General features: G+C 71.1%; 15 protein-coding genes. 5 read left to right on the forward strand and 10 right to left on the reverse strand.

Features of this window, described 5'->3' with window-relative positions; genetic code table 11:
* The first annotated feature begins 835 nt into the window (after positions 1-835).
* The 3 genes from ACY34J_RS19135 to ACY34J_RS19145 are packed head-to-tail and all read left to right on the forward strand — an operon-like array spanning position 836 to position 4,257.
* Positions 836-2,053, forward strand: a complete 1,218-nt coding sequence (locus tag ACY34J_RS19135) for an MFS transporter (RefSeq protein WP_462761966.1) — start codon at positions 836-838, stop codon at positions 2,051-2,053.
* Entirely contained in the window at positions 2,053-3,309 is a 1,257-nt protein-coding gene (locus tag ACY34J_RS19140) for an ATP-grasp domain-containing protein (RefSeq protein ID WP_462727692.1), read from the forward strand. Before ACY34J_RS19135 ends, ACY34J_RS19140 begins: the two co-directional genes overlap by 1 nt.
* Before the next feature lie 6 nt (positions 3,310-3,315).
* A complete protein-coding gene (locus ACY34J_RS19145) occupies positions 3,316-4,257 on the forward strand; it encodes a GNAT family N-acetyltransferase (protein WP_462727693.1) in 942 nt (313 codons plus the stop codon).
* 76 nt (positions 4,258-4,333) lie between these two features.
* Here the strand turns inward: ACY34J_RS19145 and ACY34J_RS19150 are convergent, their stop codons facing one another.
* The 5 genes from ACY34J_RS19150 to ACY34J_RS19170 form a co-directional block, all read right to left on the reverse strand.
* Entirely contained in the window at positions 4,334-5,596 is a 1,263-nt protein-coding gene (locus ACY34J_RS19150) for an MFS transporter (RefSeq protein ID WP_462727694.1), read from the reverse strand.
* Positions 5,597-5,724: 128 nt separating this feature from the next.
* A complete protein-coding gene (locus ACY34J_RS19155) occupies positions 5,725-6,999 on the reverse strand; it encodes an ATP-grasp domain-containing protein (RefSeq protein WP_462727695.1) in 1,275 nt (424 codons plus the stop codon).
* A gap of 134 nt (positions 7,000-7,133) precedes the next feature.
* Complete coding sequence (locus ACY34J_RS19160; protein WP_462727696.1) at positions 7,134-8,054, reverse strand: TauD/TfdA dioxygenase family protein; 921 nt, start codon at positions 8,052-8,054, stop codon at positions 7,134-7,136.
* Positions 8,055-8,357: 303 nt separating this feature from the next.
* The gene (locus ACY34J_RS19165) at positions 8,358-9,242 is read right to left on the reverse strand and encodes a GNAT family N-acetyltransferase (protein ID WP_462727697.1); all 885 of its coding nucleotides are present in this window, start codon (positions 9,240-9,242) and stop codon (positions 8,358-8,360) included.
* Positions 9,243-9,369: 127 nt separating this feature from the next.
* A complete protein-coding gene (locus tag ACY34J_RS19170) occupies positions 9,370-10,614 on the reverse strand; it encodes a helix-turn-helix domain-containing protein (protein WP_462727698.1) in 1,245 nt (414 codons plus the stop codon).
* Between the two features lie 339 nt (positions 10,615-10,953).
* On the opposite strand from ACY34J_RS19170, the gene ACY34J_RS19175 reads away from it, so the two are divergent.
* Positions 10,954-12,207, forward strand: coding sequence for an ATP-grasp domain-containing protein (locus ACY34J_RS19175; RefSeq protein WP_462727699.1), 1,254 nt, complete (start codon positions 10,954-10,956; stop codon positions 12,205-12,207).
* A 280-nt stretch (positions 12,208-12,487) separates the two neighbouring features.
* Here the strand turns inward: ACY34J_RS19175 and ACY34J_RS19180 are convergent, their stop codons facing one another.
* Complete coding sequence (locus ACY34J_RS19180) at positions 12,488-12,655, reverse strand: hypothetical protein (protein WP_462727700.1); 168 nt, start codon at positions 12,653-12,655, stop codon at positions 12,488-12,490.
* Between the two features lie 304 nt (positions 12,656-12,959).
* Here ACY34J_RS19180 and ACY34J_RS19185 point away from each other — a divergent pair, with 304 nt between their 5' ends.
* Entirely contained in the window at positions 12,960-14,180 is a 1,221-nt protein-coding gene (locus ACY34J_RS19185; RefSeq protein WP_462727701.1) for a helix-turn-helix domain-containing protein, read from the forward strand.
* Positions 14,181-14,294: 114 nt separating this feature from the next.
* Here ACY34J_RS19185 and ACY34J_RS19190 read toward each other — a convergent pair whose 3' ends face one another.
* The 4 genes from ACY34J_RS19190 to ACY34J_RS19205 form a co-directional block, all read right to left on the reverse strand.
* Positions 14,295-15,302 (reverse strand): alpha/beta hydrolase, encoded by a 1,008-nt coding sequence (locus ACY34J_RS19190; RefSeq protein WP_462727702.1) that lies wholly within the window; start codon positions 15,300-15,302, stop codon positions 14,295-14,297.
* An 8-nt stretch (positions 15,303-15,310) separates the two neighbouring features.
* Positions 15,311-15,730: a RidA family protein gene (locus ACY34J_RS19195; protein WP_462727703.1), complete on the reverse strand. Its 420-nt coding sequence runs from the start codon at positions 15,728-15,730 to the stop codon at positions 15,311-15,313.
* A gap of 67 nt (positions 15,731-15,797) precedes the next feature.
* The gene (locus ACY34J_RS19200) at positions 15,798-16,979 is read right to left on the reverse strand and encodes a cytochrome P450 (protein ID WP_462727704.1); all 1,182 of its coding nucleotides are present in this window, start codon (positions 16,977-16,979) and stop codon (positions 15,798-15,800) included.
* The gene (locus ACY34J_RS19205) at positions 16,976-20,188 is read right to left on the reverse strand and encodes an amino acid adenylation domain-containing protein (protein WP_462727705.1); all 3,213 of its coding nucleotides are present in this window, start codon (positions 20,186-20,188) and stop codon (positions 16,976-16,978) included. The genes ACY34J_RS19200 and ACY34J_RS19205 overlap by 4 nt, the downstream gene beginning before the upstream one ends.
* Positions 20,189-20,336 lie beyond the last annotated feature (148 nt).

The raw sequence follows: 20,336 nt of genomic DNA on the forward strand, positions 1-20,336 counted from the left end.
GGCAACGCAGCAGATGGCCGTGCCAGGGCGGCGAGCGGGGCAAACCCTGGCTGACGCGGCACCAGCTTAGCGCGAGCCTGTCACACCAAGGTAATTGAGCTGCCCGAGCAGCACCGCGAGAGCGGCGCGAACTTGCCAGAACCACGTAACCAGCCGAGCCAGAAGATTGGCAATTTTTTGGCAACTTCATGCCGGACATGCGCTGCAGATCATAGATTGGCCACGTCGGGCCGGACACCGAGTGTCGGTTCAGCCATCCTGACTGTGCCTTCCCCTCAGCTCTCCCATTGGCTGGAGTCGTCATGCGCATACTCTTAGCGGCCGCCGCAGTCCGCGTTTCCGTTCTCGGAGTCGTTACAGGCATCGACCGGCCGGCACCGCATACCGTCGGCAGCGCCGGCCATGGCGCCGCGATCGGCGACATCGACTGGCCGTGAACTCACCGGCACACACGCCACCGTGTGGGTGGGCGGGCTGGGCTGTCGGCAGGGGAGCAGAGACGCGGACGGTGGCGCCGGAGCCGGCCTCGGCCAGGCCGGCGGGGAAGCGAAGCCGCTCTCGCCCACGCCCTGACCCGCACGGCAACTCCTGCTCACCGGCCGGCCTCCGGCGGCAACGAGGCCCGGCGCGAGAGCGGCCACCCAGTCAAACTCATTGTCAGAACTCGGCAATATATGGCAACATGCGGGTGGTTCGGTGCCGTCGGTCCCTCCGGCACAGGCATGGTCCGGGATGCGCATGACGCTGCGGCGGCGCTCGTCCGTCGTCCCCGGATTCCCTGCCCGTACGACAGCGGTGGGGGCGGCACATGGCGGGCGACGTCGACGGGAATGTCATGAGATCTTTCTGGCTGCTGACCTGGGCCACGGCCGTATCCATGGCTGGAAACACCTTCCTCTACCTGGCAGTTCCCTGGGCACTGGTCCAAGCGACCGGTTCCACTTTGCTGGCGGTCCTGAGCATGGCGGCACAGACGGCCCCCTATCTGGCCGCGCCGTTCCTGGGCGCTTTCATCGACCGCCATGACAACCGGCGCCTGTTCATCGCGGGCGAGTTGGTGCAGTGCGCCTCCGTGGCGGTGATTCCGCTGCTGCTCGCCGTCGATCAGGTCGCCTTGGTGTTCGTGTCGCTGTGTCTGATGGGCCTGGCCAAGGTCGTCTCCGACGTGGCCGGCGACTACGGACTGATTCCGGCACTGGTGCCCCGTGAGCGTCTGGACCAGGCATCCAGCCGGTTCAACTCGGCCCAGCTCATCGCCCGCTTCGCCGGCCCCGCCCTGGCCGGCCTGACCATCGCCGCGGTGGGTCCCGGCTGGGCCCTGGAGATCGACGCGGCCACCTTCCTGATCACCGCCGTGACCGCGTTCTTCCTGCCCAAGGTCGACAAGCGGACCAAGAGGACCGACGTGTCCGTGGGCACACTGCTGCGCGAGGGCATAGCGTACTTCCGCTCACGGCCGGACCTGCGGCGGTTGACTGCGGCGGTCGCCCTCTACAACCTGGGCGCGGGCGCACTGGAGCCCACACTGCTGACCCTCGGCACCGACCACTGGAACTGGTCGTCGGCCGCCTTGGGCACCGCGGTGTCCTGCGGCGCCGTGGCCGCGGCGCTCGGGGCGTGGGTGAGTCCCATGGCGCCGGCCGGCGAGGACCGCCGGCGGCTGCGCGTCGGCGCCTGGCTGGGCGTGGCCGCGCTCGGCTCCCTCGGGCTGCTCATCGATTCGCCGCTGGTGATCGTGATCGGCTTCTGCGTGCTGTGCTTCGGCGAGGGCGGCGTCAACACGACCACGATGGCCTACCGGCAGCACGAGATCCCCGCGGAGTTCACCGGCCGGGTCAACACCGTCATCCGGACCTTCGTCACCGGAGCCGTGCCCGTCTCGTCGCTGCTGCTCGGCCTGACCGTGGGCCTGTCCGGCTCATTCCTCGTCTTCCTCCCCGTCACCACGACCGCCGTGCTGGCCGTGCTCCTGTGGTCGGCCCCAGTGCGCCGCCGCCCGACCGCCCCCCACAGCGCTCTGCTGGTCACCGTCGCTGAGGAAAGGCCCGCGTGATGGCCGAGAAGAACGTGCTGCTGGTCAACTCCAACTGCCGGATCGCCGCCCGCCTGCTGCAGGACCGGCCGGACGTGCGGCTGACGGTGGCCACCATCGACAAATACCGGCGCTTCTACAACGCTGACACCGACGTGGAGATCGTCGGCTCCGTCGCGGACCTGACCCAACTGCGCCTGGCCGCACTGCGGATACGGGAGCGCAACCCATTCACCCATGTCGTCTCCCCCTCGGAGTGGAGCGTGCAGGGCGGTGGCTACCTCCGCTCGTACTTCGGTCTGCCCGGCCCCGGCTATGAGGTGGCCAACGCCTTCTCGAACAAGTTCGTGATGAAGCAGCGACTGGCCGCCGCCGGGCTGCCGGTGGCCGCATTCCGTCGTCTGGAGCGGCTCGAGGACGCGGCAGGGGCGGCCCGCGCGCTCGGCTGGCCGGTAGTGGTCAAACGCGTCTGCGGGGGCGGTTCCGGGTACGTGGTGGCTGTACGTGACGCGGAATACCTGCGCACGATCACCGTGGCCGAGCGGTTCGCGGCGCTGCGCACGGCGCCGTTTCCGCTCATGGCCGAGGAAATGATCGATATCGAGGCGGAGTTCCACTGCGACGGCGTCGTGGTCGACGGCACGGTCCGCTTCGCATCCGCGGCCCGCTACTTCGAGCCGGTGCTGCGCAGTGTGGGCGGCGTCATCGGCTCCTACACCCTGCCCGAGAGCCACCCGGACGCCGGCCATGTGGCCGCCCTGCACGAACAGGCCGTCTGCGCACTGGGGCTGCGGGACGGCGTGACCCATCTTGAGGTCTTCAAGTGCCCGCGCGGCTACCTCATCGGGGAGATCGCCTGCCGCCCCGGCGGGGGCGGCATCGCCGCCCAGGTCCGGCACCAGTACGGCATCGACCTGTGGCGAACGTTCCTGGACCTCTCGCTCGGTGACCCCGTGGACGTGGAGGTGCCGCCGCGCCCGGACCACATGATCCAGTACATGCTGCCGCGGCCGGCCGGCACCGTCACCGCCCTCACCTCGGCCGACGAGCTACGGGCCGCCGACGGCGTGGTGCACGCCGAGGTCACGACACGGATCGGCGACACCCTGCACGGCCCCCTGGACTCCTCGGTCTACGCGGGCTTCGTGCTGATGCGGGCCGGGACTGAGGCGCAGGTCGCCGAGCGCATGGCGCAGATCGACAAGCTCTTCCACATCGGCGTCGCGGAGCACACCGGCCGCCATGCGCCCCACTCGACCACCGACAAGAAGGGATGACAGCGGATGGACATCGTCAGTCACCACGGCCTGTCCGTCGCCCACATCACCTCCGGCGAGCTGGCCGACCGCCCCTGGCTGCGCACCCCCGAGCACATCGATGTGGTCCGCACCACCGCACCGCCGACGGAGATGAACGACGAGCTCGCCACGGCCGGCTTCGTCCGCAAGCCGGCCCTGCTGTCCTGGACCGCCGAACTCCGCGCCGACGAGGCGGAGTTCCTTTCCCAGCTGGACAACAAGGCACGCCAGGACATCCGGCGAGCGCGCAACCGGGCGGAGCGGGTCCTGACCCTGGCGGTCCACGACCGGCTCGAACCGGACACGCTGGACGATTTTCTGACGCTCTATCAACAGCGCGTGGAGGACATGACGTACGGCATCGCGATCGCCTGCCGGCAGCGGGAGCGGCTCCTTGACGGACGCGAGAAGTACTTCGCCGTCTTCGCCTCGCAGGACGGCGAACTCGTCGGCGGCTGCGTCGTTCTGGAGTGCCCCGATCAGGACGCGGTGCGCATCCGGTTCTCCGCCGTGACCGAGGAGTGGCGCCGGGACTCCCTCGCCCGCACGCTCTACTTCGCCGCGATGCGCACCGCACGCGAGAAGGGATACCGCTGGGCGACCCTGGGCGACGAGCCCAATCTGTACGGCCACTTGACCAAGGCCGGACTGTTCCGCTTCAAGGTCAGGATGGGGTTCCGCTGCGTGCCGTCCCAGGACTTCCACGATCCCGAGGGAACCGACGAGGCCGACCTGGTCCTCAACCTGGACCGGCTGTGCGACCCCTGTCTGATCCTCGGCTACGCCTCAAACTCCCCGGGCGACCGCTCGCTGCGGGCCCACCTGGTCACCGACAGCCCCACCGGTCTGCGCGCCTACGCCGCCCCCTTCCTGGCGGGCGTCAGCCACGTCCCGCCGGCGCGGACGGGCGCCTGCCCCGCCGCCTGACAGACGCCATGATGCGGCGCCGCGGCCGAAGCCGCGCCGCCGCATCATGGTGTGCGGGCCTGCGTCCGCCTCACGCTCAGCGCGAGGAGACCGCCGAGGTGTCGGTGCCGGCCCCAGCGGCCGCCGGGGCACGACGGCGGCCCACCAGGTAGGGCAGCATTCCCAGCAGGGTGGCCACACCCAGCACCAGCCAGTACGCGCTGCCCGCCCCGTGCCGGTAGCACAGCAGGAAGACGGCACCGCCGCACAGCGAGCCCAGCGCCTCGCCGACGGTCCAGGCGACCCCCTGCAGGTTGGACGCGGCCAGCCGGGACACGCTGGTGATGCGGTTGAACGCGATGCTCACCATCGGTGTGAACAGCATTTCAGCGAAGGACCAGACCGTCATGGCCACGAGCGATCCGGCCACTACGGGCAGGCCCAGGCCGAGGAGCACGATGGCCGCGCCGAACACGAGCACGGCCTTGACCAGCAGCGTCCCCGGCGGCACCCCCGCGCGCAGCCGCCGGTTGGCCACCGTGGTCACCGCGGCCTGCAGGGCGACGATGGCCACCGGCGGCCCGCCGAGGAGCACGCCGCGTAACAGCGCCGAGTCGATGGCCAGCGCGGCGAGCAGCGCGAACGCCGAGTAGAACTGGCCGTAGACGAACGATCCGACCGCCGTGACCACGCTCGCCTGCCGGCACTGCGGATCACGCAGCAACCGCAGCCCGGCGCCCGGGCCGGTGCGCCGGTGCACCGCCTGCGGCGGCCGCAGCCGCTTGGGCAGGCCGAGGACCAGAGCCACACCGGCGAGCGCATAAGCCGCGCTGACGAACATCAGCAGCGGCCTGGCATGGCCCGAGACATACAGCCCGCCCGCGATGAACGGTCCCAGCGCGGCCGCCGTGTTGGTGGCGATCTGCTGCATCGAGTAGATGTTGTTGCGCCCCGGCTCGCTCTCGATGCTCTCCGCGACCAGGACCCGGGCAAGGACCGCGTTCACGCTGATGCCGAATCCGGCGAGGAACAGCAGGACCAGGGTGAGTACGGGGTCCTGCGCGGAGGCGAGCAACCCGAAACCCGCCGCGGAGCACACGGTGCTGCCGGCCATCGCGACGACGTACGGAACCCGCGGCAGCCACCGGCTGACCAGCAGCGACGACAGTCCCGCGAACACGATGAAGCCGAACAGGCCGACGCCGGAGGCGAGCCACCCCGCGCTGCTGGTCTGCCGGGCCAGCATGATGGCCAGGACCGGTACCAGCGAGAACCGGCCGAAGCTGCACAGCAGGTAGTTGGCACCGAGGGCCAGCCGCAGCACCGGTTCTCGGATGCCCGTCGCGGATGTGTCACTCACGTCGTCGAGCCCCCTGGGTACGTCGGGCGAGGTGGTCGCAGAGCGGTGGAGGCCTCCGTGCCGCGATAACGGGCCGCCTGGGCCGGTGTTCTTCGCCCGGCCCGGGCGGCCGCCGTCGGCCGGGGGCATCAGTCGGCACGGTCATAGCCCACGTGCCGGGCGAGGTCGAGTTCGCGGCTGAGAGCGCGGTCGTCGCCGGCGTCCGGTGTGCCGCGCCCGGCCGGGTCGACGGTGATGACGATGCGGGAGGCGTTGATGCGGGCGGTGGCCGCGGCCTGTGCGGCGGTGTCGCCGGTGGCGATGACGAAGGCCGGGCGGTCAAGGGACCAGCGGATGGGCCCGATGTGCTCGCCGACGGCGCAGGTGACGTCCAGCTCGGCCACGTCGGGCTGGGCCCGCACCCGCTCGACGCCGTCCACCGCGACGACCCGGCCCTGCGCGGCGAAGACGAACCGGATGGCCGCCCCGCCCTTTGCCTTGGGCGGCTCGGTCAGCGGCGCCACCCGGTCCAGGGCCCAGGCCACGGTCAGTTCTTCCATGTCGACCTGGTAGGCGAGCCGGACCAGGTCGTTGATCCGGTCACCGCCGCGCCTGCTGTGCCCTTCGACCACCCGCGGTCCGCGCGAGGTCAGTTTCACCTCGACGTGCGAGGGGCCGTTCCGCAAGCCCACCGCGTCCAGGAACCGGCCCACGAGTGCGACGACGGACGCCGTCGTCGCCTCGTCCTGCGCCGCCGGCACCGAGTGGCCCGCCTCGATGAAGTGGTCACCGAGGAGCTTGTCGGTCAGTGCCAGCACCACATGGCGGCCGTCGAAGGTGAACGATTCGACGCTGATCTCGGGTCCGTCGAGATACTCCTCCATCAGGAACGCCGTCGAACCCGCCCGCACGAACCGCGCGGCGACCCCGGCGGCATGTTCGGGCCCTTCGACGAGCGAGACACCGTAACTGCCGGTGGCCGCCACCGGTTTGGCGATGAACGGATAGCCGTTCGCCGTGCCGAACGCGCGCAGGTCCGCGGCGGTGGACCCAAGCTCGGCGGTCACCGGGCTCAGGCCGCGCTCGGCGAGCCGGGTGCGCATCGCCCACTTGTCGGTGAGCAGACGGACCGCCTCCAGGCAGGCCCCGCGCAGGCCCAGCCGGTCGTTGAGGGCCGCGGCCGGGAGCTGGGCGTTCTCCGAAATGGCGACCACCGCGGTGAACGGCCGGACCTGGTGCAGGTCGGCGACCAGTTCGACGAAGTCGGCCTGGGTGTAGTCGGCCACCAGTGTCCGGTGAGCCCTGGCCGCCTCACCGGCCGAGGCCTCCTCGGGGCGCTGTGCCCACCAGACCTCTGCGCCGAGCTCTGCCGCCGTGCTGACCAGGGACTTCTGGTCTCCGATCACGAGTACACGGGCGTTCACCGCGTTTGCCTTTCTCTCGGCAGTGGGACCCCTCGGCCCGGCGCGGCGGCCGTGAGGCCACCGCCCCGGGCGCCCCGGCCGGGCTGTGCGGGTGCCCTGGGCCATGGCCCCGGGCACCCGCACAGCCCGTGCCGTCACATGCTTGCGCTGCCTCCGCTGGTGAACTCTTCGGTGTTGCCCCGCAGTACGATGCCGGGCCGGCCGTCGATGCCGACCGTGGTGGTCCCGGCGACCGTGACCCGCTCACCGCGGCGGTGCTGGTTGCCGTAGTCGTGGACCGCGTAGTGCAGCGTCGACCGGTTGTCCCACAGGACGAGGTCGCCGACCTGCCACTTCCAGCGGACGGTGTACTCGGGCGTGGTGGCGTACTCCTGCAGGACCCGGATCAGGTCGCGGCCGGCCTGCGGGCTGAATCCGTGGACGCTGCGGGCGAACCCGCCAAGGAGCAGCGAGCGTTCGCCGGTCTCCGGGTGGACCCGGACGGCCGGGTGCTCCGCGGTGAAGACGTTCTTGAGGTAGCTGGTGCGCGTGTCGCCGGTGTACGTGGCGTCGGTGAAGTCCGAGTCGTTGGAGTGGACGACACGCAGCCCGTCCGCGAGCGTGCGCAGCCCGTCCGGCAGATCCCGGTAGGCGGCGGCCGTGTTGGCCCAGATGGTGTCACCGCCGAAGGGTGGGCAGACCACGTTGTGCAGGATGGCGATGGCGGGCGGGTTCTCCATGTAGGTGAAGTCGGCGTGCCAGTGGTTGGCCCGCGTCCCCTCGCCCCGGGAGTCCATCTCGCGCAGCAGCGGGCGGCCCTCGGGCCCGCCGTAGATCGGGTGACCGAGCGTCAGGTCCCCGAAGCTGCGGCCGAAGGCGACGAGTTGGCCGTAGTCGAGATCCTGGCCGCGCAGGAAGATCACCTTGTGGGTGAGGAGTGCTTCCCTGAGTTCGGCGGCCACCGAGTCACTCAGCGGACTCGCGGCGTCCACGCCGGTGATTTCGGCGCCGATATTTCCCGCGAGTTGCCTCACCTTGACCCTGGTACCACTGTCGGCAGTCATGACGTCAGTCATGCGTTTGGACCTTTCTGGGCTGTGTGGGGGCGCGAATCCATGCGTCCCGGCCGCGGACGCTCCACCGTCGAGGCGGACACTCCCGCGCGTCCTGCACATGGATTGTCGCCAGTTGCGCCTCGGAACACGGCCGATATTGCCATGACTTGCCTAACTTGGCAATGTAGGGCGAAGGTGCAGTTGCGGGCAGCCCGACGCACGGCGGCACGCGTGACCGCTGCCGGTCACGCGCGCCGCCGTGCAGTGCACCTGCCCCGATTCCCGGGGGAGGGGCGAGATGTGGATCCGCGTCAGAGCAACGCGTCAGAGGAAGTGGCCGCTGGCGAGATAGGGAGCCGGATCGCTCATGCCCCGGACCGCGAGATAGCCCTCCTGCCCGATGTCCAGCCTGGCGGCCAGACCGATGTCCACCGCCCAGTGGTTGGCGGTGGTGATGCAGTTGACCAGCGTGTCACCGCGGGAGGAGGCCAGGGCCTCCCACAGCAGGCTCTGCGCGGTCCGCGGCTCCGCCGCGGCCAGGAGTACGCCCCGCCCCTTCTCCTGGTCGATGTAGACGTATCCCGGCCGGTCCCGGTTCTCGGAGACGACCAGCCGCAGGGAGTCGAGCATGTAGGTGTGGTCGGGTCCGTGGCCGGCCCCGCGGATCCGCTCGTCCAGTCGGTCCATCCATTCGACGTCGTCGGCCCGGCCCTCCCGAAGCCCACTGACCGCGGGGAGCATGGACCGGTCCACCGTGCCGACCATGCGCATCTGCGGGTAGAGCGTGAAGCCCGCCAGCCGGTAGCGGCGGGTCGCCCCCGGGTGCACCGTGGACGAGAACAGCCCCGGGCGGCCGTCGGCATGCGCCAGTGCGGCGTCCATCAGCCGCTTGCCGATCCCCTGGCCCTGATGCCGTGTCAGCACCCCGTACGTCGCCAGGTACCACACGCGCCCGCGGTTCTGCGAAATGGCGAAACCGATGACCTCGCCGTCCTCACCGACCGCGACCCAGCACCCCCCGGGATCGGCCTCGAGGTAAAAGCGCATCCGCTCGATCCACTGTTCCGAAGCAGTTTCCGAACGTGGCTGGATCTGTGGTTCGCAGACTCTTCTACTGCGCTGATCCGCCTCGAAGAACAGCGCCGCCGAGGCGCGCTCCGCCGATGGGAGGTCTTCCTCTCTCGCCAGTCTCACCTGCACTGATTCCATCTTCACAGCGTACCGACCACCTTGAGGACTCTCCTGCGTTCTGTGTGCTTCCCCCTGGGGACGGCATCACGTCCCGTGGAGTTGAAAGCGGCGTCCCGTCGGGGCGATTCCGGGTGCGCGGCCCCGGTCAATCCTGCCCGTCGCGTATGTCCGCCAGCGTCTCCGCAAGGCTGCGCCATGTCTCGGCGGCAAGTTCGACGTTGTGCGCCTCATGGGCCTGCCGCGCGAGGTCGCGCATTGTCTGCACCCCCGCCGTCGTCCGGCCGGCGAGAAGGTTGAGCTTTCCGCTCAGCGCCTGCAGCCGGATCCGGTCGCGGAAGGACAGCCGCAGGTCCAAGGCCCCGGCTTCCTCGCACAGTTCGCGCGCCCGGTCCAGATCACCCTCGCCGCAGGCGAGATGGGCGTGCAGCAACAGCGCCTCCTGGCGGTGCACTTCGGTGCCGACGAGATCCAGCGCCGGACCGAGCTGCTCGAGGACGGCGCGCGCCTTGACCGTCTGCGGCGGGATGATCTGCAGCAGCAGCGACGCCGCGGCCAGGCGCAGCCGTAGCCACAGGCCCAGATCCTCATGGCTGTCCAGGCTCTCCAGTGCGCGCTCCAGCAGGTCGGTCGCCTCCTTGTACGCACCCTGGCGGATCCCCACGGTCGCCGCGGCCCACAGCGCCTTGGTGAACGCGGAGCCGCCCGCCGGCTCGGTGAGCTCGCACAGCTGCTCGGCGTGCGCCGCGGCATCGGTGAGCCGGCCCGCCTCCGCCTCCGCGGACACCAGCGCGTGCAGAGCGCCCGCCCGGTCGGTCAGGGTGAGACCGACGGCCGCGGCCACCGCGGTGGCGGCGTACTCGCACGCCTCTGCGACCAGGCCCAGGGTGCGCGCGCAGCGGGAGCGCTGGGTGTACGCACGAACGCGCAGCTCCGCCAGCTGCAACTCCTCAGCAAGCTCGTCCAGTTCGGCGACCAGCGCGTATTCCTCCTCATGCTGGCCCTGCCTGCTGCGCATGCGGGCCAGCAGCCACAGCGCCTGCCAGCGCAGCGCCGGGTCCTGCCGGTCGTCGGCGCGCAGCGCCTCGGCCAATGGGCCGGCCGCGGCCTCGTCCAGGTCCTCGTCGGCCACCGAGGTGATCGACGCGAGGACCTGCGCCAGCGCAGGGCCCTGCTCACGTTCGAAGGCGCCGACGGGGACCCCGAGCCGCTCGGCCAGATAGCCCACGATCCTGGCGGTCGGCGGCCGGGCGCCGGACTCCAGACGCGACAGATAGCCGGTCGACATCGCGTCTCCGGCGAGCGCCGCCTGGGACAGTGCACGGCCCACGCGGAGCGTGCGGAGGCGTTGCCCGAAATACGGCTGTTCCAGCATCTGAACCTCGGAAGGCATGGGTTGACACTCGACCACAGCCTCAACCCGTCTGAGGGGTGGGGCAGTGTGCCCGAGGCAGGCAAGTTTGTCAAACGACAGGTAAATCTAGCGCAGAGCTTCCCCGTTGCGTATCGACATACACCGAGCCACTGGTCGAATGACTCTGAGACCCTGGGCGCCACGGGAGATGGCACCCGGCGACGATCGGCCGCCGCGTCCGCGATCCGTACGCCCGATTCTGAGCGTCATCATGCCGTCACCGCCGGCACTCCATCAATATTGCCTGCTTTGGAAACTCATGGCAACATCCTGGACACCACCTGGAGGCTGCGGACACCATGACGAGAGGCCTGTGCGATGAAGAACGTTCTGCTGATCAACTCCAGTCGCGAGATCGCTGCCCGGATGCTGCAGAACCGGGATGATATCCGCCTTTCGGTCATCACGATGCCGGAGTATCTGGGCTACTACGCTGCCGGCACGGACGTCGAGGTGGTCGACACCATCGAGGACCTGACCCAGGTGCGGCTCGCGGCGTTGCGCCTACGGGAGCGGAACCCGTTCGAGTACGTGGTGTCCCCCTCCGAGTGGAGCATTCAGGCCGGCGGGTACATCCGCTCCTACTTCGGTCTTCCCGGCACCGGTTACCCGGTGGCCAACGCCTTCTCCAACAAGTTCGTGATGAAGCAGCAGCTCGCCGCCGCGGGGCTGCCGGTGGCCAGGTTCCGCAGGCTGGACCAATTCGTCGAGGCGCTGACCGCCGGGGACGAGCTGGGCTGGCCTCTGGTGGTGAAGCGCGCCTGCGGAGGCGGCTCCGAGTACGTCCTCGCCGTGCACGACGCCGCCCACCTGCGGCGGCTGGCCGGTGACGACTCCACGGAACGGCTGCGGACGGCGCCGTATCCCCTGATGGCCGAGGAACTCATCGACATCGAGGCCGAGTTCCACTGCGACGGCGTCGTGGTGGACGGCGAGGTCCGCTTCGCGCCGGTGTCCCGCTACTTCGAGCCCGTGCTGCGCAGCGTGGGCGGCGTCATCGGCTCGTACACGCTGCCCGACGGCCACGCGGACGCCCGTGCCGTCGCCGCGCTGCACGAGCGGGCCGTCTCCGCACTGGGGCTCACCGACGGGGTCACGCACCTGGAGGTCTTCAAGTGCCCGCGCGGCTACCTCATCGGGGAGGTCGCCTGCCGGCCGGGCGGCGGCGGGATCGCGGACCAGGTGAAGCACCAGTACGGGGTGGACCTGTGGAGCACCTTCCTGTCCGTCTCCATGGGCGAGGCGGTGTACGTGGACACGCCGCCGCACACCGACCACATGATCCAGTACATGCTGCCGCGGCCCGTGGGCACGGTCACCGCGCTCACGTCCGCGGAGGAGCTGATGGCCGCCCCCGGGGCCGTGTATGCGAGCGTCAAGACGAAGGTCGGTGACACGCTGGAGGGTCCGCTCGACTCCTCCGTGTACGCGGGCATCGTGCTGCTGCGGGCCGGGACCGAGGCGCAGGTGCATGACCGGGTGGCGGACATCGGTGACCGGTTCCGCATCGAGGTCGGCCAGGCCGCCGCCGGCCCTGCCCCGGCGGCCGCAGGCGTGGCCGGGAAGGACTGACGGCCACGGGCCGTCCCCTGAAAGACCCCAATACCGCGGCGGCACAGCGGTGAACTCGGCTGCGGCCCGGCGGCATTGGTGTCACCCGGGCCGCGGAGAACGCCGGGCAGACAGTGGAGCGGAAGAAGAGAGCGAAAGACAGCGGACGTCGGCACGCCGTGGAACAGCGTGCCGACGTCCGCTTTCCTGTCTCGTGGATGCGGGGCCTCATGCGGGAGGTGAAGACGCACCGGCCTCATCCGTTCCCCACTTACTGCGGCATCGCGCCCGGGGCCCGGGGTTACGGCCAGTCGATGTCATCGGTGCCGGCGCCCTGCGCGCTGACGACCGTGGGGCCGGAGGCGGCCGAGGCGGTGGGCACAACCGGCCAGTCGATGTCGGCGGGACCGAGCATGGCGGCCCCAAGGGCCGAGACGACGATGGCGGCGGCGAGGATGTGCATGCGCATGACGGCTCCATACGGGTGATTCAGACGGGAATCAAGGAGAAAACGCTGCAGAACTGACTTACCACGCTGAACAGGCACTCGGTGCCCGGCTTGATGCACGTCAATCTAGGACTCCGGGCCGATGTTGACAAGTGATTTGCCTAAAATTGCCAACTGGCTTCAACCATGATGGCAAGCAAGGCGACGAGGCGACGCCGACCCCGTACCGCCGGTGGTCACGTTGCTTTACGATGTAGGCACATCAGGCAACAATGTGCCTGTGAGTGGACCCCTGAGCTCCTTGAGTACCGATTGCGGGGAGGACATGGCACACGAGACGTCCTTCGGCGTCCAACTCAGAGCGCTGAGGCAGAAGCGGGGACTGTCCCAGGCCGCGCTGGCCGGCGAGGAGATCTCCACGGGTTATCTGTCACGCCTGGAATCGGGCGCGCGGCAGCCCACCGAGCGCGTCATCAACTACCTCGCCGACCGCCTGGGGGTCGACCGCTCGGCCTTCTTCTCCCCGCGCAGCGGCGGCTCTCTCAGCGAGGCGGTGAGCGTCGCCGCGTCCACCGACAGCGACGACGCCGTCGAGGCCGTCATCGCCGCACTCGCCACCGCGCAGGACGAGGACCCGCTGCTGCGTTGGCAGGCCCTGTGGCTGATCGCCCGATTCCGGCACCGCCGTGGCGAGCGCGCCGAGGAACGGGCCAGTCTGGAGGAGGCCACCCGGATCGCGGACGGCCTCGAACTGCCCTCGCTGCAGTGCCGGTCCAGGACCGAGCTCGCCCGCTGTCTGCGGTCGACCGGCCAGATCACCGAAGCACTCGAACTCGCAGCCGGCGCGTATCAGGTGGCGAAGGAGTCCGGCGCGGCCGTTTCCGACACCGGCAAGGCGCTGCTGACGCTGGTCTCGGTCGAGGCGGAGGCCGGCCGGCTGCCGGACGCCCGCGCCCATGTGGACGAACTGGTCGGCCTCGTGGCGGACCGCTCGGACGCGCTGCGCTCCGAGGCCCTCTGGGCGGCAGCGACCGTCCGGTCCCGCCAGGGTGACGACGACGGCGCCCGTGACTTCCTCGTGCAGGCGATGGACTCGCTGGACAGCCGCGTGGATCCCATGCTCTGGGCGAGGCTACGGCTGGCCGCGGCCTCCTTGTACCTCCACGCCCGGCCCGCCCTCACCGAGCCCGCTCGCAGGTGCCTCACGGAGGCGGAGACGGCGCTCTCGCTCGTCGGCACACCCGTACAGCAGCAGGAATTGCTGACGCTGCAGGCGCGCCTCGCTTTCGAGGACGGGCGCCCCGCGGATGCCCGGGCCGCCCTGGACCGGCTGGACTTCGACCACCTCACCCTGAGCTATCGCGACCGGGTCCGGCTGCGCACGCTCGAGAGTCTGCTGCTGATCGAGGAGGGGCACCGGGAGGAGGGGCTGGCCCAGCTCAAGAAGCTGGGCGAGGAGGCTCACCGGGAGTCGAACCTGGACCTGGCCGCCGAGATCTGGCGGGTCTTGGCCGAGGCCCTGGAGCAGCCGGAGCAGCCGCACTGAGGCCAACCGGCCTCTTCCCCCCACTGCACCGATGCGCCGAGTGCCCCGGCCAGGCCACGCGCCGGGCCGGGGCCAGCGGCTGGTCTTTCCGATACGACGGTGCGGGGCCGGTGCTCATCGGGCCAGGACCCGCTGCAGCCAGGCCACCCGCGCCTGGTGTGCCGCCCGTGAGACGACCGCGTCCGGCACCCAGTCGTCGAAACTGTGGAACCCGCCGGACCACACGTGCAGTTCGGCCTCTCCGCCCGCCTGCCAGATGCGTGCCGCGTACCCGATGCCGTCGTCGCGCAGGGCCTCCACCGAGCCGACCTCGATGAAGGCGGGCGCCAGACCCGACACCTCCGCGGCGCGGGCTGGCGCGGCGTAGCAGGAGACGTACGGGGTGCCCCACCGGTCGCCCAGCAGGGCCTGCCAGCCCGCCTGGTTGGACAGCCCGTCCCACAGGCCCGCGCGCTCCATCTGCCCGGCGGAGAAGGTGTCGCAGCGGTCGTCGAGCATGGGGAACTGGAGCATCTGGCCCACCGGTCGCGGTCCTGACCGGTCCCTGGTCAGCAGGGCCAGGCCCGCGGCGAGCGCGCCGCCGGCGCTGTTGCCGCTGAGGATGATCCGGTGGGGGTCGATCCCCTCGTCGGCGGCGTGCTCGGCGAGCCAGCACAGGCCGGCGTAGCAGTCCTCCACCGGCGCAGGGTCGGGGTGTTCAGGGGCCAGGCGGTACTCCACAGCCACCACCGCCAGGTTCAGTTCCTGGGCGCGGTCGAGCTCTCCGGCCAACTCGGTGCTGCGGTGGCTGCCGGCCACCATGCCGCCGCCGTGCGTGTGGTAGATGACCGGGACCGGCCCCGGGACGGCCGTGGGGCGGCAGATCAGCAGGGTGATCTCGGGGGCGCCGGGCGGGCCGGGCACGGTCCGTTCCTCGGTCTCGAACGTGGTCCCGCGGTGGATCTGCTCGTCCGTCAGGCGGCCGGCCCGGGACCGCCGGCGGCGGTCCGGGATCAGCTGCGGTGTCAGGGGCATCGGCAACTGATCGAGGATCTTGCTCAGCGGGCCTGCCAGTTCGGGGTCGAGGGGAGGCGGCGCGGCCTGCTTCCCCTCCTGCCGGCGGTGCGCGGAGGTTGTGGTCACGGTGCTCCTCACTCGGCGCTGAGCAGGGCGAACGCGTCGACCTCGAGCAGCAGGTCGGGGCGGTACAGGGCCATCACCTGAACGACGGTGCTGGCCGGCGGGCGGCTGGTGTCGATGAACTCGTCGCGCGCGGCGAGGATCTGCGGCACGTGCGCGATGTCGGTCACGTAGCAGGTGAGCTTCATGACGTCGGCGAAGGTGGCCCCGGCTGCGGCGAGGCAGCGCTCCATGTTCTGGAAGACCTGCCGTGCCTGCGCGGTGGGGTCGCCCGGCCCCACGAGCTCACCCGAGGCGTCGAACGGCATCTGACCGGCGATCGCGGCCAGATGTCCGGTCCCGGTCACCACGTGGGTGTAGCCGGAGCTCGGGGCGACCCCTGCGGGCTCGGACAGGTGAGTGAGCCGCTCGAGCACGTTGTTGTCCGCCATGTCCTTGACTCCTTGAAAACGGTTGCGGTGGGCGGGTGTTGCGGGTGCCGCCGTTGGGGGGCAGCCGTCACTTCGCGGTGAGGCGCACCGGGAGGCTCTCCGGTCCGTTGACGGCGATGGAGTGCAGGCGCCGCACGGGGCCGTCCGGTTCGATACGGCGCACGGTGTCGAGCAGTTCCGAGAACAGCACGCGCATCTCGGCCCGGGCGAGGGTGGAGCCGATGCAGAAGTGTTCACCGGCGGCGAGGGCGATATGGCGGTTCGGACTGCGGGCGATGTCGAACCGGTACGGGTCGGCGAAGACGTCCTCATCGCGGTTGGCGGACGGCAGCCACAGCACGACGCGGTCCCCGGCCGCCATCCGCTCGCCGCGGATCTTGCACGGCCCGGTGGCGACGCGCATGCTGTGCGTGGCGCTGGAGGTCCAGCGCAGGATCTCCTCGATCGCACCGGGCAGGAGGCCGCGGTCATCGGCCAGCCGCCGCCACTGCTGCGGATGCTCCAGGAAGGCGTGCATGCCGCCGATCAGTGCCAGCCGCCCGTTCTCGGTGGCCCCGATGAGGTTCTCGCAGTTGAGGACCACTTCCTCCTCGGTCAGGAGCTGACCGTCGATGGTGCCGTTGACCAGCGCGCTGACCAGGTCGTCGGCCGGCTCCTCCATGCGCTGGAACAGCAGTTCCTCGAAGTACTCCAGGAGACTTGGGTGGGCCACCAGCGAGGTGTGGGCCTCGAAGGCCTCGTTGGTCCACTGGTACAGGGCCTCGTGGTCCCGTTCGGGCACCCCGAGGATGTGGCAGATGACGGAGAGGGACAGCCGTCCGGCGATGTCGTGGGCGAAGTCGCACGCGCCCTGGTCCAGGGCCCGCCCCAGCACGGTGCGGGTGGCCGCGCGGATGTAGCGGTCCAGGCCGCGTACGGCACGGGTGTTGAACCAGTCCGCCATCAGGGCGCGCAACTGCTTGTGCCGCGGTGCGTCGGTGAGGGCGAGGGTCAGGCCCCCGCCCGGATCGTCGCCGAGTTCGGCCCTGCGCAGCAGCACACCGTGCGCCGAGCTGAATGTGGCGGCATCCCGGTAGACGGCGCGGATGTCCTCGTAACGGGTCAGCGACCAGAATCCGGGCAGGTCGGTGGCGGACTGCCAGTGGACGGGGGCGTGCGCGCGCATCCACGCCCACAGGCCGTGCGGGTCACCGGTGGCGTGCAGTCCGGGGTCGGTGAGCCGCGCGGGAGACAGGGCGGTGGTGGTCATGACGGGACTCCCGCGGCGATGGTGTGCACGCGTTCCATGAAGAGCTTGGTGAGGTCCCGGGCGGTGCTCTCGGCGACAGCGTCCGGCCGGAAGGCGACTTCCAGGCGCAGCCCGCGGCCCGCCACGGGCCACAGTTCGGCGTGCAGTTCGAGGGGGAGGCCGAGATAGGGCTGGCGTACGAACGTGGTGCGCGCACCCGGGAGTCCGAGCAGCGGCGGGGCGTTGTCCTGGCAGGCGAAGAGGGTCTGGTACAGCAGCGGGCGGCCGTCACCGGGCGGGGCGGTGAAGGACAGCGCCTCCGGGTACGGCACGTCCTGGGCTGCGAAGGCCCGCGCCGCGATCCGCCCGGTGTGTTCGACGGCGGCCGCTCCCGCGTCCAGTGCGGCGCCGCGCATGCGCAGGCAGAGCATGGTGATGTGGCAGCCGATGGCGTGTTCCAGCTCCGCTCCGTCGCGCTGGGCGACGGGGACGCCCACGGCGAAGTCCCGCTGTCCGGTCACTTCCGCCAGGCTGGTGGCCCACAGATGCAGCAGGACGACGAAGCGGGTGACGCCCGCGCGTGAGGCGGCGGCGTCGACTTGGGCGAGCAGCGCGGCGGGCACCTGGGCCTCGGTCCGGCCCGGTGCTCCCGGCTCGCGCAGCGTCGGCCCGGCGGGCCAGCGCAGGGCCGGGACATCTGTCAACTCCTCTCGCAGATAGGCGCGTTGGGCCGCCAGGTGTGCCTGTTGCCGGCGTGCGAGTCGCTTGCGGTGAATCAGCGCGAGGGACGGCCGCGGCCCGAGCGCTGCGGCCGGAAGGCTGAGCCCGGGCTGGTAACCGGCGGCCAGGTCACATGCCAGCACCCGATCCGACCAGCGGTGGAAGGAGCGTGCCCGGGCCTGGTAGGCGGTGGCGAGGTCGCTTGCGAGGACCCGCTCCGACCACCCGTCGAAGGCGACGTGGTGCACCGCGCAGCCGAACACCGCCGTCTGCTCGGCGGCCCCCGCACCGCGGACGGGGACCACGGCGGTACGCCACACCTCCCCCAGGTCCGGGAACAGCTCCTCGGCAAGGTGGGTGCGCACGGCGCGCAGCGCCTGGTCCACGCAGTCGGCTTCGGACAGGACCTCGAGCGGTGGCGCGGGGACATCCGCGGGCCGCACCGCGGGGCGGGGGTCGAGCACGTACTCGGCGCGCAGGGACTCGTGCCGCTGGTGGACCGCGGCCACGGCTGCCTCCAGGGCGGCGAGGTCCAGATCGCCCTCGATCACCCAAGTGAGCAGGCAGTGCCCGGTCCGGTCCTCGGGGTCGAGCAGTTGACGGGTCAAAGAGACCAGTTGCATGGGTGACAGCGGCAGGTCCGCCGGGTCGGCGCTCTCGGCCCAGGGCGCGGGCGGCGGGGCCGGTGCGGCCAGTCTGGCGGCGAGTGCGGCAACCGTCGGGTGCTCGTAGAGCCAGGAGACCGGAACCGGCCGGCAGAGCCCGGCGGCCAGCCGGGCGCACAGCCGTCCGGCACCGAGTGAGGTGCCGCCGAGGTGGACGAACGGCACATCGAGCGGGACCGCGTCGCGCCCGAGCACGGAGGCGAAGGCCTCGGCCACGGCGCGTGCCACCGGGTCCTGGATGTCGTGCGGGCGGGTGCCGTCCACGGCGGCGGGCAGCGCGTCGGGGGTGCCGCGCTCGGCCGTGGAGGGCGGTGCCAGCGCCAGCAGTGCCCGCTCGTCGAGCTTGCCCCGGGCGGTCACCGGGAAGGCGTCGACGGCCACCACCGCGGCGGGACGCTGATAGGCGACGAGGGCCTCGTGCAGCATGCTCTGGGCGGCGTCCAGCGGGTCGCCGGGCCGCACGGGCACGCAGAATGCGACGAGTTCGAGGCTGCCGTCGGCGGCGTCGCCGCGGGGCAGTACCCGGCAGTGGGTCACATCCGGGAGCAACTGCTCCACCTGGCGCTCGACCTCGGCGGGTTCGACGCGGTGGCCGCGGATCTTCAGCTGCCGGTCGGCCCTGCCGTCGAAGCGGAGCAGCCCGTCGTGGCCCCAGTGCCCCAGGTCGCCGGTCCGGTAGACGCGCACGGCCTGCCCGTCGAGGCGCACATGGTCGAACTTGGCCGCGGTGAGGGCGGGATCGCCCAGGTACCGGAGCGCAAGGCCGTCGCCCGCGAGGCAGATCTCGCCGGTCTCTCCCACCGCGCACGGCCGGGCCCCGTCCAGAACGTGCACCTGGGTGCCGGGTACGGGCCGGCCCAGGGGGATGCCGCCAGGCGCGTCGCAGTCGGGTTCGGTGATGCGGTGGGTCGTGGCGAAGACGGTGCTCTCCACCGGCCCGTAACCGTTGAGGAGCACGATGCCGGGATGGCGGCGCAGGAAGCGGCGGACATGACCGGCCGAGAGCCGCTCGCCGCCGGTGGCCACCTGGCGCAGCCCGCGGAAGCTGTCCGGGGCCTCGTCCACGATCATGTTGAACAGGCTGCTGGTGAGCCAGACCGTGTCCGCGCCGTGGCGGGACACGGCGTCGGCCAGCGCGCCCGCCGACAGGTAGGGGTCCGTCAGGATCAGGGACGCGCCGCCGTTGAGCAGCACCGACCACAGTTCGAGGGAGAAGGCGTCCCACGGTGTGGCGGCGGCCAGCGGCATCACGGTGTCGGTGGTGAACCGGGCGAAGGTGCCCGGCTGGAACAGCCGCGCCGTCGCCCGGTGCGGCGTGAGAACTCCCTTGGGCCGGCCGGTGGTTCCCGAGGTGAAGAAGACACAGCAGGGGTCTGCGGCGTCGACCTGGGCGGGACGGAAATGGGGCGGGGCCTCGGCCTTGCCCGCGGGCGGCGACCACACGGCCGTCGGGGGCGCGGCGGGCGGATCCTGGTCCGCGGGGGCGACCAGGAGCGGCGGGCGCAGTTGCCCGAGGGCCTCCCGCAGCCGCTGGGCGGGCCAGTCCGGCGGCAGCAGGCAGTAGGCGGCACCGGTCTTGAGCACCGCGAGAAGCGCGGTGACCAGCTCGGTGCTGCGGGGCAACAGGATCGGCACCACGTCGCCGCGGCCCACCCCGGCGCCGGCCAGCTGCGCGGCCCAGGCGTCGGAGGTGCCGTCGAGTTCGGCGTAGGTCGTCACGCGCTCGCCCTCGACGAGCGCCGTGGCACCGGGACTGGCGTGGGCCCAGCGGGCGAACGCCTCGTGCAGTCCGCCGCCGGGCGCGGTGTTCGGGGGACCCGCGGTCCACTGCGGATCTGGTCGCATGCTCTGTCTCTTCCCTTGGGTTGCCGTGGGGTTGCCCTCGGTTTTCGACGACGTCAGGGGGCGACGATCACGGCCTGTTTCCCTCCGCCCGCCACCATGTTGCCCACGACATTGCCAGCAAGTTGCCTATTCTGGCAACCTCGTCGGA

The organism is Streptomyces sp. HSS9-12, from assembly GCF_054963655.1.